This is a genomic window from Terribium retamae (assembly GCF_022347545.1).
GTDB lineage: Bacteria > Pseudomonadota > Alphaproteobacteria > Rhizobiales > Rhizobiaceae > Mesorhizobium > Mesorhizobium retamae.
Map to the genome: position 1 here is coordinate 1 of NZ_JAKREW010000077.1, position 13,114 is coordinate 13,114.

At 59.4% G+C, this 13,114-nt stretch carries 12 protein-coding genes; 8 read left to right on the forward strand and 4 right to left on the reverse strand.

Features of this window, described 5'->3' with window-relative positions:
* Positions 1–262 precede the first annotated feature (262 nt).
* Entirely contained in the window at positions 263–2,962 is a 2,700-nt protein-coding gene (locus L4923_RS29565; RefSeq protein WP_239370685.1) for a ligase-associated DNA damage response DEXH box helicase, read from the forward strand.
* On the forward strand, positions 2,959–3,675 hold the full coding sequence (gene pdeM, locus L4923_RS29570; protein ID WP_239370686.1) for a ligase-associated DNA damage response endonuclease PdeM: 717 nt from the start codon (positions 2,959–2,961) through the stop codon (positions 3,673–3,675). Before L4923_RS29565 ends, pdeM begins: the two co-directional genes overlap by 4 nt.
* A 228-nt stretch (positions 3,676–3,903) precedes the next feature.
* On the opposite strand, the gene dgt is transcribed toward pdeM, so the two are convergent.
* From dgt to L4923_RS29585, 3 genes are all read right to left on the reverse strand, one after another.
* The gene (gene dgt, locus L4923_RS29575) at positions 3,904–5,430 is read right to left on the reverse strand and encodes a dGTP triphosphohydrolase (protein ID WP_239370687.1); all 1,527 of its coding nucleotides are present in this window, start codon (positions 5,428–5,430) and stop codon (positions 3,904–3,906) included.
* 200 nt (positions 5,431–5,630) lie between these two features.
* Positions 5,631–7,043: a hypothetical protein gene (locus L4923_RS29580; protein WP_239370688.1), complete on the reverse strand. Its 1,413-nt coding sequence runs from the start codon at positions 7,041–7,043 to the stop codon at positions 5,631–5,633.
* Between the two features lie 166 nt (positions 7,044–7,209).
* Positions 7,210–7,518, reverse strand: coding sequence for a helix-turn-helix domain-containing protein (locus L4923_RS29585; protein WP_239370689.1), 309 nt, complete (start codon positions 7,516–7,518; stop codon positions 7,210–7,212).
* A 50-nt stretch (positions 7,519–7,568) separates the two neighbouring features.
* Here L4923_RS29585 and L4923_RS29590 point away from each other — a divergent pair, with 50 nt between their 5' ends.
* From L4923_RS29590 to L4923_RS29610, 5 genes are all read left to right on the forward strand, one after another.
* Entirely contained in the window at positions 7,569–8,345 is a 777-nt protein-coding gene (locus tag L4923_RS29590) for an endonuclease III domain-containing protein (RefSeq protein WP_239370690.1), read from the forward strand.
* A gap of 444 nt (positions 8,346–8,789) precedes the next feature.
* On the forward strand, positions 8,790–9,896 hold the full coding sequence (locus tag L4923_RS29595; RefSeq protein WP_239370691.1) for a PfkB family carbohydrate kinase: 1,107 nt from the start codon (positions 8,790–8,792) through the stop codon (positions 9,894–9,896).
* Complete coding sequence (locus L4923_RS29600) at positions 9,893–10,489, forward strand: 7-cyano-7-deazaguanine synthase (protein WP_275448649.1); 597 nt, start codon at positions 9,893–9,895, stop codon at positions 10,487–10,489. Before L4923_RS29595 ends, L4923_RS29600 begins: the two co-directional genes overlap by 4 nt.
* Positions 10,490–10,787: 298 nt before the next feature.
* Entirely contained in the window at positions 10,788–11,246 is a 459-nt protein-coding gene (locus L4923_RS29605) for a hypothetical protein (protein WP_239370693.1), read from the forward strand.
* A complete protein-coding gene (locus L4923_RS29610; protein ID WP_239370694.1) occupies positions 11,221–11,724 on the forward strand; it encodes a glutathione S-transferase family protein in 504 nt (167 codons plus the stop codon). Before L4923_RS29605 ends, L4923_RS29610 begins: the two co-directional genes overlap by 26 nt.
* 34 nt (positions 11,725–11,758) lie before the next feature.
* Here the strand turns inward: L4923_RS29610 and L4923_RS29615 are convergent, their stop codons facing one another.
* A complete protein-coding gene (locus L4923_RS29615) occupies positions 11,759–12,580 on the reverse strand; it encodes a hypothetical protein (RefSeq protein WP_239370695.1) in 822 nt (273 codons plus the stop codon).
* A gap of 206 nt (positions 12,581–12,786) precedes the next feature.
* On the opposite strand from L4923_RS29615, the gene L4923_RS29620 reads away from it, so the two are divergent.
* The coding region (locus tag L4923_RS29620) for a GntR family transcriptional regulator (RefSeq protein ID WP_343304466.1) at positions 12,787–13,114 on the forward strand (328 nt) is incomplete at its 3' end.

Genomic DNA, 13,114 nt, shown 5'->3' on the forward strand with positions numbered 1-13,114 from the left:
CCTCCCGGCCTACGAGAAAACTGTCACCCATCTAATCGGTCTACTCTGTCACCTATCTATCCGGTTCGGACATGAAAATCCTTTCTCCCCCGCAAGGGGGGAGATAGAGGCGCTGGCGCCTCCGCGACACACGGCCCTCGGCCTCCACTGACCTTTCAATTCGCCTGCGGCGAAACAGGAGGGGCGCCGCCCCCATCATCACGATCCCCTTTTGTTCCAAATTCCGCTTGGCTCCCGCCCGCACCCGCGCTAGGTCTCTCCGGTGACCGTCAAACCGCGCCTGACTGCCGAAGACCTGCTGCCCGAACCCTTCACCCGGTGGTTCGCGGCCAAGGGCTGGGCGCCGCGCGCGCATCAGCTGGAGCTGCTCGGCCAGGCGCGTGCCGGCCGCTCCATGCTATTGATCGCGCCGACCGGCGCCGGCAAGACGCTGGCCGGCTTCCTGCCGTCGCTGACGGAACTCGCCGGCCGCCCGAAGCGCCGGCCGGGCGAGCGGCATCGCGGCGTGCACACGCTCTACATCTCGCCCTTGAAGGCGCTGGCCGTCGACATCGAGCGCAATCTCGGCAAGCCGGTGGAGGAGATCGGCCTGCCCATATCCATCGAGACCCGCACAGGCGACACGCCCGCCCACAAGCGCCAGCGCCAGAAGCTGGCGCCGCCCGACATATTGCTCACCACGCCCGAACAGTTGGCGCTGCTGATCGGCTCCAACGGCGCCGACCGTTTCTTCGAGGACCTGCGCTACATCGTGCTGGACGAGCTGCATTCGCTGGTCACCTCCAAGCGCGGCCACCTGCTGGCGCTGGGGCTGGCGCGCCTGCGTTCCTTCGTGCCGGACCTCACGGCAATAGGCCTTTCCGCCACCGTTGCCGAACCCGACGACCTGCGCCGCTGGCTGGTGCCGCAGGGGCCCTTACCCTCCCCCTTGCGGGGAGGGTCGGCGAGCGCCTTGAGCGAAGCGAAGGGCGAGAGACGGGGTGGGGGTATTGTAGCGCCGACGATTCCGACCCCCACCCCGGCGCTTCGCGCCGACTTGCCGGGGCGAGCCACGCGTCTCGCCCGTCCTGCGGACCCCCTCAAGGGGGAGGGCAAGGCGGCGATCCATCCCCCCATGGCCGGCCTCATCACCGTCGCCGGCGGCGCCAAGCCGGACATCTCGATCCTCGAATCCCGCGAGCGCGTGCCCTGGTCGGGCCATTCGGCGCGCTATGCCATTCCCGAGGTCTACGAGGCGATCCGCCAGCACAGGATGACGCTGCTGTTCGTCAACACGCGCAGCCAGGCCGAGATGCTGTTCCAGGAGCTGTGGCGGGCCAATGAGGATGCGCTGCCGATCGCGCTGCATCACGGCTCGCTCGAAGTCGGCCAGCGCCGCCGCGTCGAAAAGGCCATGGCCGACAATGCGCTGCGCGCCATCGTTGCCACCTCCACGCTCGACCTCGGCATCGACTGGGGCGATGTCGACCTCGTCGTGCATGTCGGCGCGCCGAAGGGGGCGAGCCGCCTTGCCCAGCGCATCGGCCGCGCCAACCACCGCATGGACGAGCCCTCCAAGGCGATCCTCATCCCGGCCAACCGCTTCGAGGTGCTGGAATGCCGCGCCGCCCTCGACGCCAACTATCTCGGCGCGCAGGACACGCCGCCGCTGCTTTCCGGCACGCTGGACGTGCTGGCGCAGCATGTGCTGGGCTCGGCCTGCGCCGCCCCCTTCGACGCCAACCAGCTCTATGCCGAGATCCGCACCGCCGCCCCCTATGCCGAACTTCCCCGCGACACCTTCGACCGGGTCGTCGATTTCGTCGCCACCGGCGGCTACGCGCTGAAGAGCTATGAGCGCTACGCTCGCATCCGCCAGACCAAAGAAGGGCTGTGGCGCGTCACCCATCCGCGCGTCGCCCAGCAATATCGGCTCAACATCGGCACCATCGTCGAGATGCCGGAGCTCAATGTGCGCTATGTGCGCCAGGGCCGCGGCATGGCCGGGCGCGGCGGCCCGGTGCTGGGCAAGGTCGAGGAGTATTTCGCCGAGACCTTGCGGCCCGGCGACAATTTTCTGTTTGCCGGCAAGATATTGCGCTTCGAAGGCATCCGCGAGAACGAATGCATCGTTTCCAACGGCACCGGCGCCGACCTCATCGTGCCGAGCTATGCCGGCGGCAAGTTCCCGCTCTCCACCTATCTGGCCGAGCAGGTGCGCGCCATGCTGGCCGACCCCAAACGATGGCAGAACCTGCCCGAGCAGGTCGCCGAATGGCTGGCCATGCAGAAGCTGCGTTCGGTGTTGCCGAAGAAGGGCGACATGCTGGTCGAGACCTTTCCGAAGGGCAACCGCCACTACATGGTGTGCTATCCCTTCGAAGGCCGCCTCGCGCACCAGACGCTGGGCATGCTGCTCACCCGCCGGCTGGAACGCGCCAATGCCCGCCCGCTCGGCTTCGTCGCCACCGACTATTCGCTGGCCGTGTGGGCGCTGGACGACATGGGCGCGCTGTTCAAGGCGAAGACGCCTTCGCTCGCCGAACTCTTCGACGAGGACATGCTGGGCGACGATCTCGACGCCTGGCTGAACGACAGCTGGATGCTGAAGCGCACCTTCCGCAACTGCGCCGTCATCGCCGGCCTCATCGAAAAGCGTTACCCCGGCCAGGAAAAGACCGGCCGCCAGGTCACCGTCTCGGCCGACCTGATCTACGACGTGCTGCGCAGCCACGAGCCCGACCACATCCTGTTGCAGGCCACCCGCGCCGATGCCGCCACCGGCCTGCTCGATGTCAGCAGGCTTGGCCTGCTGCTCTCGCGTGTGCGCGGCCGAATCGTGCATAAGGTGCTGGACCGCATCTCGCCGCTGGCCGTGCCGGTGATGCTGGAGATCGGCAAGGAATCGGTGAATGGCGGCGCCAATGAATCGCTGCTGATGGAAGCGGCCGATCTGGTCGAAGAGGCAATGGGACCCCAATGAATTTCTCCGCCACCCGCGCAGTGACAGCCATCGGCGGCGAGGCGGTGACCGTCGCCGGCGAGCGCGCGCTGTGCGACCCGCGCGGCACGCTGTTCTTCCCCGACCTTTCCCTGCTCGCCGTCTCCGACCTGCATCTCGAAAAAGGCTCGTCCTTCGCCCGCCGCGGCGCGCTGATCCCGCCTTACGACACCGTCGCCACGCTGGCCCGCCTGGAAGCGGTGATCGCCGACTACCAGCCGAAGATCGTCGTCAGCCTCGGCGACTCCTTCCATGACGGCAAGGGCGCCGAGCGCCTGCATCCCGATTTCCGCCAGCGGCTGGAAGGGCTGATGGCCGGGCGCGACTGGTTCTGGATCGCTGGCAACCATGATCCCGAAGCCCCGGCAGACCTGCCCGGCGAAACCGTGCTGGAACTCGCCGTCGGCACCGTGCTGTTCCGCCACGAGCCGTCAAGGCAGCGCATCGACGGCGAGATCGCCGGCCACCTTCACCCCTGCGCCCGCATCGTCCAGCGCGGCCGCTCCGTCCGCCGCCGCTGCTTCGCCGGCGACGGCACTCGCCTCATCATGCCCGCCTTCGGCGCCTACACCGGCTCGCTGAATGTGCTCGACCGGGCCTATAGCGGGCTGTTCAGGCGGGAAACGCTGATGGCGTACATGCTGGGCGCGGAGCGGGTGTTTGCGATCTCGGGGGCGATGCTGAGGCCGGGGTAGCCGCTTTGAAATCTCGCATCCACTTAAGATTGGGCGGTTCTGCCTGAGTTTGCAGGCCAGCTATGGCCCGAACTCGGCTGCCTTCAAAGTCTCGGACAGTGTGTGTCGCTACCTGCATTTGGCTATCAGACAATTCGGGCAGGCATGGGGAGCATGAAGGTGACAAACGCTGCTGCCCAACTGAGCCCCCCATTTCGACGTCTGCCGTCACCATAATTGGGCGATCCATTAAATAGGCTTGAACATACTTTCCGCGGAATCTGATTTGAGGCGTGCCCAGAATTCCATCGCGTATCTGTCAGTCATGCCCGCTACGAAATCACAGACATCGCGTGCCTTTACCGCGACATTCGGTGCCACACGAACCCGTTCGCGGACGTCAGCAGGCATAAGCAGTCCGCCACGATCGCTCATCAATGCATCGAAGATGTCTCGAACAAGATCGTATCCCCGATACTCGCCGATCTTCACCCTCGGTGCATATATTGCAGCCTCATACGTGTACTGTTTCAGTACCTCCTGCTGCATCCGCTCATCGTGGGGCAGGTACACCGCGCTCAGTGGAGGACATTCCGCGTTGTAGTCCAACTTAACCGCCGAAATGAAACGATGGACTAGCTCTGAGGAAAAAGCAGTCCGATCGTAGCCATCTTCGCTGTTCAAGCGTGACGCCCGGTAAGCGAGAATGAATGCCGACACATCTTGGCTTTTGGTTTCTTCATCGCCGCCAAGCGATGGACCTTCTTCCGTTAGACCCTGCGTGGCGTCGGCATGCTCTTCCGTCTGGGATTGTTCACCAGCCGGCCTCTTCGGCTTGAAGACGCTCGCAAATATGTCAACCAGAATCGCTAAGACTGTAGCTGCCCCTATGGGTTTCTCCAACTCCATCTGATCAGATACTCGCTCGGCCACCTTTTCCAAAAGCGGCTCTTCTGACGCTATGATCTCCGCTGCGGTCAGGAAGCCGACCTTCAGGCAATCTTCGAGATCATACACTGAGTATGCAATATCGTCTGCCAGATCCATTATTGAGCATTCGATCGTCTTGAATTTCCCAGGCTTTGGTATCTTGTAATCCCCGATCACCGACTTTTTGACGCTGTCGACGATTTCCTTCTCCGAAGCGTAATATCCCTTGGCTATCTTGTCGCCGTCGGCCCGAATGGCGGGGATTTTCCTGTCGTACTTTAGGACTGCCGCCAGCGTTCGGTGGCACAAGTTGAGTCCTGCCCGAATATCACCGGTTTTGGGCTTGTCGTATCGCTCCTTCTTCTCCAACCGGGTCAGAATTCTGAAGGTTTGAGCATTGCCCTCGAAACCTCCGAATTTGCGCATCGCGTCGTCCAGTGCCCGCTCGCCATTATGCCCGAATGGAGGATGCCCGATATCGTGAACTAGGCCTGCAGTCGCACACAGGCGGGCATCGATCTCGCCGCCCAATTCTTCTTTGCAATTGTAGTTGATCTGCTCTGCGATGCCTTGGGCGATCTGCGCGACTTCGAGTGAATGAGTCAGTCGATTTCGGAAAAAATCGGATTCTCGACTCGGAAAAACCTGCGTTTTTCCCTGTTGGCGCCGGAAACTCGCGCTGTGTATTATGCGACCGTAATCCCGGGTATAGTTATTACGCCAGTCTTTGGCGTGAGTGTCGTTTCCATCGACCTCACGCCTTTCGTCCTCAGCCTTGTTATATAAAGGCTTACGCGGCTTGTTCTTTTCGTTCGGCGTTGTTGAGGGCTTCCTCGGCTTCTGCATTATAACCGCTCTCTCCCCGCATGAGCCGCTCCGCGCGTAGACGCAGAGCCTTTTCTAGGATTCCAAGCTGCGACTCAGCCCTCTTACGGGTGTTTTCAAGAGAGGTCAAAACCATCTTACTTTCCTTCGCTCCGCAGGTTGTTAATACTGTGAGAACTTGGCATGTTCTCATTATGTTCCGCTTTTCACCAAAGTCAATCTCAATCGACCGCTGCGTTGATCTCGATCCGGGTCGGCACAGCCGCCTTCCGAACTACGTCGGCAATATGACTTGTGAGGCCAACTTCTCCCTCCAGCAGAAGACCATGACCAAACGGAATCACTTCTAGCGCCTTACGTAGCGCGTCGAGTCCTAAACGAACATCGAAACTTTGCCATACCGCAGCGTCACCTGGAACAATTGTCGAGCCCGAGGAAACGCTACGCCCCTTGTGCAGTTGCACAAGCCACGCGATCGAACCGTCGAATACCCATTCAAACCTAACTGGACCTAGTTGACTCGAAAGTTGTTGATAGAGAGTTTCCACAGCTTGGCGTACGTCAGTAGGAAGTGCCGCTGGAGCGGCCTTCCCTAACATGAAGTTGTCTCCTGTTCCCGGGACACCTTCAACGTGAAGCGCGCTTGCTGCGTCCAATATTGCGGCGCCAGACCAAACTGCCGCGACACCCTCCTGAGAAATAACCGAGGCGATTGAGCGGTGGTCAGGATCTTCGCCTGCTAATAGGCGGAATGGATCTATCCAACCACGGGCGGTAGTGAAGCGACCTGGTACCTGCTCCTTCGGACATGTGCGTGTCCAGAACTCCGCAGTCCCGGTTGCTCTGCCAAAAGAGAATGGAGCGACGCGCCGTGAGATTACCGTGGTTCGAGGCACGGGCGCCCCGGCTAAATGGCCAATAAGGAGCCCGTAAGCTTTGTCCCCGAGCATGCGAGAGAAGCTATTAGGCCATCTTGGCTCGATCTCAGCGGTATGTAGCTTCTCATGCCGGCCGAATTCCCAATAAATTACATGAGATTGCCGGTAACCCCGCGGCCGTGGGTGTAAGCTGAATTCCAGGCGAGCGCGGCTCGCCGCGTCGAAGTCGGGACTAAAACCGTAGACGATGTCGAACAGCGCCCTTGCCCATGCTGTAGGCAATGTTGCGAAGCCCGCTTTTTCAACGCCACGCGGTGTCACGTCCGGGCCGAATTCAACAACGTTATCGAGTACAACGCCGGACACTCCTCCGTCCGAGACGTCGACCGTCTCGTTGACGATGGTGTGCCAGCCTTGCGATGACAGCCGAGTGACTGCTGCGATAACGTCTGCTGGTGACCCGAGTCCGTATAGGAACTCCGCGCTTTGGGGTTGGTCTCTATTGAAGCTACGAACGTTCAGCGTACCCTCGACGCTGCGCGAAAAAAGAACCTCGATCGCTTCAGTGGCGTTATTGAAGCGATGGTCTGTGGGAATGCCGGCGATACGTGCAAACTGCTGAACTGGTCCCTCTGCGCTGGGCGCGAAACTGACGAACTGGGCAACATTGAAAGCATCGGCCAAGCGTGAAAGCACCGCGTCCTTACGGAACGCCGGCAAAAACTCGACTTGAGTATCGGAGGCTCGCGCCTTCATGGCTTCAACTCTCGAGGCTGCGCTCGCAGGCGCCTAGCCGCCATCTTAAGGGCTGATCGCCGGGTTGGGATAGCGCTGTCGCGCTTTGATGAGGACATCTCACGCTCCGCGTTTGCCGGATGCTACGACGCTACATCCGCTAATCCGTATAAGGCCCGGCCTAATGTCAGGCAAGGTCTGCCAAGCCACGAAGAATATGAATAATATTCCTCTTTGTGGTCCTCTTGGTTGCAAGAAGGCGGCGAATTTGGCTTTCCAAATCGGCGTCTAAATCATCGCCACTCTCCCTCTGGGCTGTCACCCACCTTGTCAGGCGTGACTCAAGCCCAGGCGATACATTGTTATGTTTTTTCAATAACTTGGATAGGTATGATTGCGAACAGCCGCAGGCTTCAGCAACCTTAGCTTGAGTGATCTTTCGATCGGCCATGATGCGGACGATTTCATCAATGAGTGTGTGGTTTGCGTTTGCCATTTAAGGAATAATTGCTATTCAGTCTTATGAATATTATGCAGAGAGAAAAGATGCAACAGGTCATCGCCCTTAAAGACGGACAGCCGGTCTTTCTCAGCCTGCCGGCACCCGGAGAGGAGGTTCTGCCCTCCGTGATATGGGGCGATTTCGCATATCTACTGACTCCGGCTTTTTGGGCGGCACAATCGTGGATGGCGGCTGTAGATCGACCGGCCCAATTTGGCTTAGGCGATACCTTGGCTGAAGAGGTGGTGGCCTGCCTGCTGGGTGGGTACGGCGCGCCTGCAGAAGTGGGGCTAGCCGCTTATGATCGCGTTCGTGCTCATTTGAGGTCCTTTGGTCCAGCGTTGTCTCTGGACACTGCGGAAGAGCTTCTGACGCGGCCGCTGCAGGTTCGCGGGCGTTCCATCCGCTATCGGTTCGCAAAGCAACGCGCTCGATACTTGCACGCATGTCTAGTTGGATTGCTCAATATCCAGGAAGATCAACTTGGCGACCGCGAGCTTCGGGACAGTCTTTGCACATTGCCAGGAGTTGGGCCGAAAACGGCCTCCTGGGTGGTTCGCAATCGCCGAGATAGCGACCAGGTTGCTATACTGGACGTTCACATCGTCCGCGCTTGCTGTGAGATCGGGGTCTTTCCAGCAAGAGCCAACCCCGCTGTTGATTACCATGGCTTGGAGGAACGATATCTTAGTTTCAGCCACGCGATCGGTGTGCGTGCGTCCGTTCTTGATGCCGTAATGTGGAAAATCATGCGGAGTATCAGCCTGAAATCTTTGAAGCAGTTGCGACGGGACAAGAATCGAGGTTTCTTCCTTCGTTGAAGAGGGGGCAGAGATGAGCGGTAGTCGCGGAGATCGAGACGATTTAAAGCAGCCCGGTGGCACCATCAGTGCTAACTCGTGCAGGCAGAGCTACGAAGCGCCAATAAATAGTCCCAAGGCATCTGTACTAGGAACTCTTAAGATTGACGATGTCCTTGAGGTCGTGGTGCACACCGTGGGTTCGTCATCTGCGTTGGTAGTTATGAGCAACGGACAGCTCGCGGGCGCACTGACCTTTGTCAACTATCAGCAAGTAATCAACTGCATAGTGGAGCAAGGTATAACCTACACGGCGAAAATTACGTCGATCCAAGGCGGCATCTACATGGTTAGGGTGTCTCCGACTTGAAGCGAGATATCACGGTCGTCGGGGGAGTGTATCGAGAGCGGTGCCTGCAGCCGAGTTGGGACGAGGTCTTGGGGTCGGCGGGGCGAGCGGCGGTTGTGGCATCGGGATATGCCAAAGGCCGCGTAACGCTCAGCGCTTTTTGCGGGCAGATGCAGCGAGACCGCTTTGGAGTGACTGCTCTCCTCAACGATATCGAGCTCGATCTCGTTCACACCGACCAGCCTGTGACGTTCGACTATGTCCACACGCTCGGTGTACCGCTGATCACTCCATCGCCAGCAGTTCTGCGCAGGAGAGAGAGCCTCAGCGTTTCAAATGATGTCGTGTTTCGGTACGGCATGATTGAGGGCGATGCCGTGGTCGAGGCGCAGACCGCAATCTATGATCCGCAGTCTGCCTTCGATGCACGGCCCTTCCGCGAGAACGGCTCATCGGCGACTAGGCTCGCCATAGTGCTCAACCGGCTTGAGATGGAGACCATCACAGGTACGAGTCACCCTGATCAGGGTGCCAGATGGTTGTTCGAGAATGATCAGGCAGAGCTGGTCGTCTTGAAAATGGGTGCAAAGGGAGCCTTGGTCATGTCGCGCAGTGGCCAGACGAAAATTCCTTTGTTTGCATCGGAGACTGTCTGGAAACTTGGGTCTGGTGACGTGTTTTCAGCGACATTTGCTACGCTCTGGGGAGTGCACGGAATGTCCGCCGAGATCGCCGCAGATTTCGCGTCAAAGGCTACAGCTTGGTATTGCAATTCCCGAGCACTTCCGCCGCCCAACGTGGAGGGCCTGAAAAATTCGGCGCCGATACCAATTACGTCCGGCAGAGGTTGTATATACTTGGCTGGACCATTTTTTGATCTCGGTCAGCGTTGGCTGATCGAAGAAGCTCGCCTGTCGCTTAGAGACGCTGGCGCCGACGTTTTCTCCCCGGTTCACGAAATCGGCCCTGGTGACGCACACGTTGTTGCACCAGCCGATCTGGAAGGGCTGGAGAAATGCAGCGTGGTCCTTGCCATTCTCAACGGCATGGATCCGGGAACGGTTTTTGAAGCAGGGTATGCAATCAAGAAGGGCATTCCGTTGGTGGTTCTCGCAGAAAATGAGAAGCCGGAAGATCTCAAGATGTTCATTGGAAGTGGTGCGATCGTGACTGCTGATTTCGTGACCGCCATATATAAAGCTATCTGGGCGCTACCCAAATGAGGACGGCACTTCTGCTATCGGGGGGCATGGACTCCGTCAGCATTGCTTGGTGGCGGCGCCCAAGCTTAGCAATCACGATCGACTATGGCCAAAAGCCAGCTAAGGCTGAAATCGACGCGGCTACACAAGTCGCGAAGCTTCTGAATATCAGGCATGAGATTATTTATGTGGACTGCTCCTCGCTAGGGTCGGGTGATATGGCTGGCACCTCTCCTTCCTCTGTAGCCCCGGTCTCTGAGTGGTGGCCGTTCCGTAATCAGCTTCTGATAACGCTCGCTGGCATGGCTGCCGTCCGCAGTTCAATCGGCAAACTGTATATTGGGGCCCTAGCAACGGACGATTTGCATGCAGACGGGCGGGCAGAGTTCGTCGAAGGTATTTCCAGCTTGATGGCTAATCAGGAAGGCTCAATCACTGTTGAGGCACCAGCGATTGGTCTTGATGCTGTCACTCTGGTCAAGACCTCGGGAATTCCCCAGGAGGTACTCGCCTGGGCTCATTCATGTCACACGGGCGACTACGCGTGTGGTCGATGTCGCGGATGTGCGAAACATTTCCACACCTGGAAGGCACTGGGCTGGATACCTCATTGAGGAGCGTATGAATATGCCCTGGTGTTCGTTGTGGTCACCGATAACAGTTCCACACGTGTAGCGGATGGAATGCGTGACAATTCGCCGAGCACTACGTGGCCCAGAGCCTTTGCCAAAGAAGAGGTCCGGGAAGTGGGCAGCATGGCTGCCGGACGGCGCTATTGTGACAAGTCTGAAGGTGCCGGAGAGCATACCGGACAGACCATTCCTGGACGTCATGGGATCTCGACGTTCAGCGGTCGGCGAGCACATCTCGTGGGCCGAGGTAGAGCGCTTGTTGTGGTATGGCTGTCGGACGATGAAGCGCTACGGAATGGGTCGGGCGGGGTTGCCGATCGAAAGCCGGATGGCCCCTGCCAGCGGTGGACTGCATGCGATACAGATCGTCTGTCATATGACTGGGTCATACGACCCACCTAGGGTGTATTTGCCGGGACGTCACGCATTCGCCTTGCTCCCTGCATGCGAAGAGGCCCATGGGGCCAATAACGCCAGCGTTGAGGCGACTGTGGGGCGTATCGTCGGTTGCACCTTCAGACTGATTGCGGATTTGGAAAAGCTCGCTGCCGCATATCAGCATCCTTCTACTCTGGCCTGGAGAGATTCCGGCGCCTTGGCTGCTACGATCTGCTTTGTCTCGCAATGGCTCGGCCTGAAATCCAACATCCTTGGGTTTAATGGGGATAGCTATCTTCCGATGATTGGATACACGGCCACGCGTTTCATGGCTGTTGGGGGAGTCCAGATTTCGAAGTAAGGTCGTCGACCGCAACTGGGAAGCCGATGCCATCGCGTGCCGGCTGTCGCGCGATACGGGGTCGGATTTCTGGCGCAGCGGCGACGACGAGCCGGAGATGATCCGGTGGCTGAGCTGGGGCAAGGAGAACTTCGCGCGGGCGTGCGACATCGTGCATTTCGAGCGCGGCACCAAGCAGCGCTACGGCCTCGGCCCCGTCGACCAGGAACAGGTCGAGGAGGGGCTGAGGCGCTTCGCCACTTCCGCCGCGATCCTGGAGGCCGAGCTTGCCTGGCGAAGCTGGCTGGTGGGGGATACGGTTTCTTACGCGGACTTCCGGATGGCCACCTTCCTGCCTTTCAACGATGCCGCCCGGCTGCCGCTCGGCGATTATCCTTCTCTCAGCCGCTGGTATGGTCAGCTCGAAGCGATCGAGGCCTGGCGCGATCCGTTCCAGGGGCTGGATGCGCCCGCATTGGCGCCCATCCCGGGTGAATGAACTGAAATGCGCTGCGACGGCGACGAGACCAGAGCTATTGAGGTTGCGGTCGGCACTCTGAATATCGGTAGACGTTATAGGGGAGGATAAGTTCATCCTCTTTTGGAGCGAAACCTCCGAGCAAGTCGGCGACGAGACCGCCGTAATTCTTCCCCTGCATGACCGCACCGCGCTCGCTCTGGTAAACATCTTGCCGTAGAGACGGGATTACAAGCACGCTGCTGTCCACGATTTCGTAAGGGAGTATGACATGCCTGCCGCTCATCAGCGAGAATGATACCCGGCAGATCGACGCGCCGTTAGAACATGTGTGCTCGCCTCGCGAGACCCAACGGGGCTTGCCTTCGGCGAACTCGGTTAAGGTCACAGCACCGTTCTCAATGCCTTCCAGGAATTGCAGCTCCTGATATGTTCCAGGTTTCTGATCGTCCGTCGCCTGAAATATCTGGGAATTGAAGTCGCATTGCGTCGCCTTTGGTGGTGCATCTTTAAGAGAGCTGCAGCGCTTCAGCATCTGAAAAGGTGGAAATTCGGCTGCCTTGTCGTTCGGCAACTTAAAAAGCATCTTGCGGATTTTCCACGGAGGATCTCCCTCGGGACCTTGGCAATGGAGGTCGAGGATGACGGCATCCAGTCCGCTAATGGGCGTCTTTTTGGAAATCGTACAGCCGTCCTCCCAGAGTTCAACGGTCTTGTCTGAGTAGGTGGCGATTGAATCATTGTCGCCGCAGGCCTGAACGCTGTCTTCCCAAATGAAGGAATCGTGCCACCATTCCGCCGAACTGGCCGGTCCAATCAGTCCCAGTACAGCGATGACTAATGCCCCAGCTCTCACATTGCCCACTGCATCCCCCATGGCAATATCAGTGGATGCTGACAGAGGTTGTGTCGGAGTCAATGGCAGCGGGAGACGACTGCTAAATGACACGCCCCGGCGCAGGCGCTCACCCGCCCCGATGCCCGCCCCCTACAACTGTGCCGACACAACACAACCTTTGGCACCTAGGCGAGATTGGTGTCGAAGTGGTATCACTTTGGTATTAATGGGATGAGTAAGCCGGCATGCTGACGTTTGAAGGGTTCAGGCTGAACCCGTCGACCCCCGCCTATCGACAGCTGAAAAGCTGGATCGCCGACGCCATCCGCAACGGCCAGGCCAATCCCGGCATGCCGCTGCCGTCGGAGCGCGAGCTTGCCGAGCAGCTGGGGCTCTCCCGCGTCACCGTGCGCAAGGCGCTGGATGAACTCGTCGCCGACGGGCTCGTCACGCGGCGGCGCGGCAGCGGCACCTATGTCTCGGAACCGCCGCAGCGCATCGCCCAGAGCCTGTCGCGGCTCTATTCCTTCAGCGAGGACATGCGCGTGCGCGGCCGCGAGCCCGGAACCACCT

Excerpts from the sequence above, each read along its gene's own strand:
- L4923_RS29580 (WP_239370688.1), bottom strand. The coding sequence starts at position 7,043 with ATGAAGGCGCGAGCCTCCGATACTCAAGTCGAGTTTTTGCCGGCGTTC.
- L4923_RS29605 (WP_239370693.1), top strand. The coding sequence starts at position 10,788 with ATGAAGCGCTACGGAATGGGTCGGGCGGGGTTGCCGATCGAAAGCCGG.
- L4923_RS29600 (WP_275448649.1), top strand. The coding sequence starts at position 9,893 with ATGAGGACGGCACTTCTGCTATCGGGGGGCATGGACTCCGTCAGCATT.
- L4923_RS29615 (WP_239370695.1), bottom strand. The coding sequence starts at position 12,580 with ATGGGGGATGCAGTGGGCAATGTGAGAGCTGGGGCATTAGTCATCGCT.
- dgt (WP_239370687.1), bottom strand. The coding sequence starts at position 5,430 with ATGCAGAAGCCGAGGAAGCCCTCAACAACGCCGAACGAAAAGAACAAG.
- pdeM (WP_239370686.1), top strand. The coding sequence starts at position 2,959 with ATGAATTTCTCCGCCACCCGCGCAGTGACAGCCATCGGCGGCGAGGCG.
- L4923_RS29585 (WP_239370689.1), bottom strand. The coding sequence starts at position 7,518 with ATGGCAAACGCAAACCACACACTCATTGATGAAATCGTCCGCATCATG.
- L4923_RS29590 (WP_239370690.1), top strand. The coding sequence starts at position 7,569 with ATGCAACAGGTCATCGCCCTTAAAGACGGACAGCCGGTCTTTCTCAGC.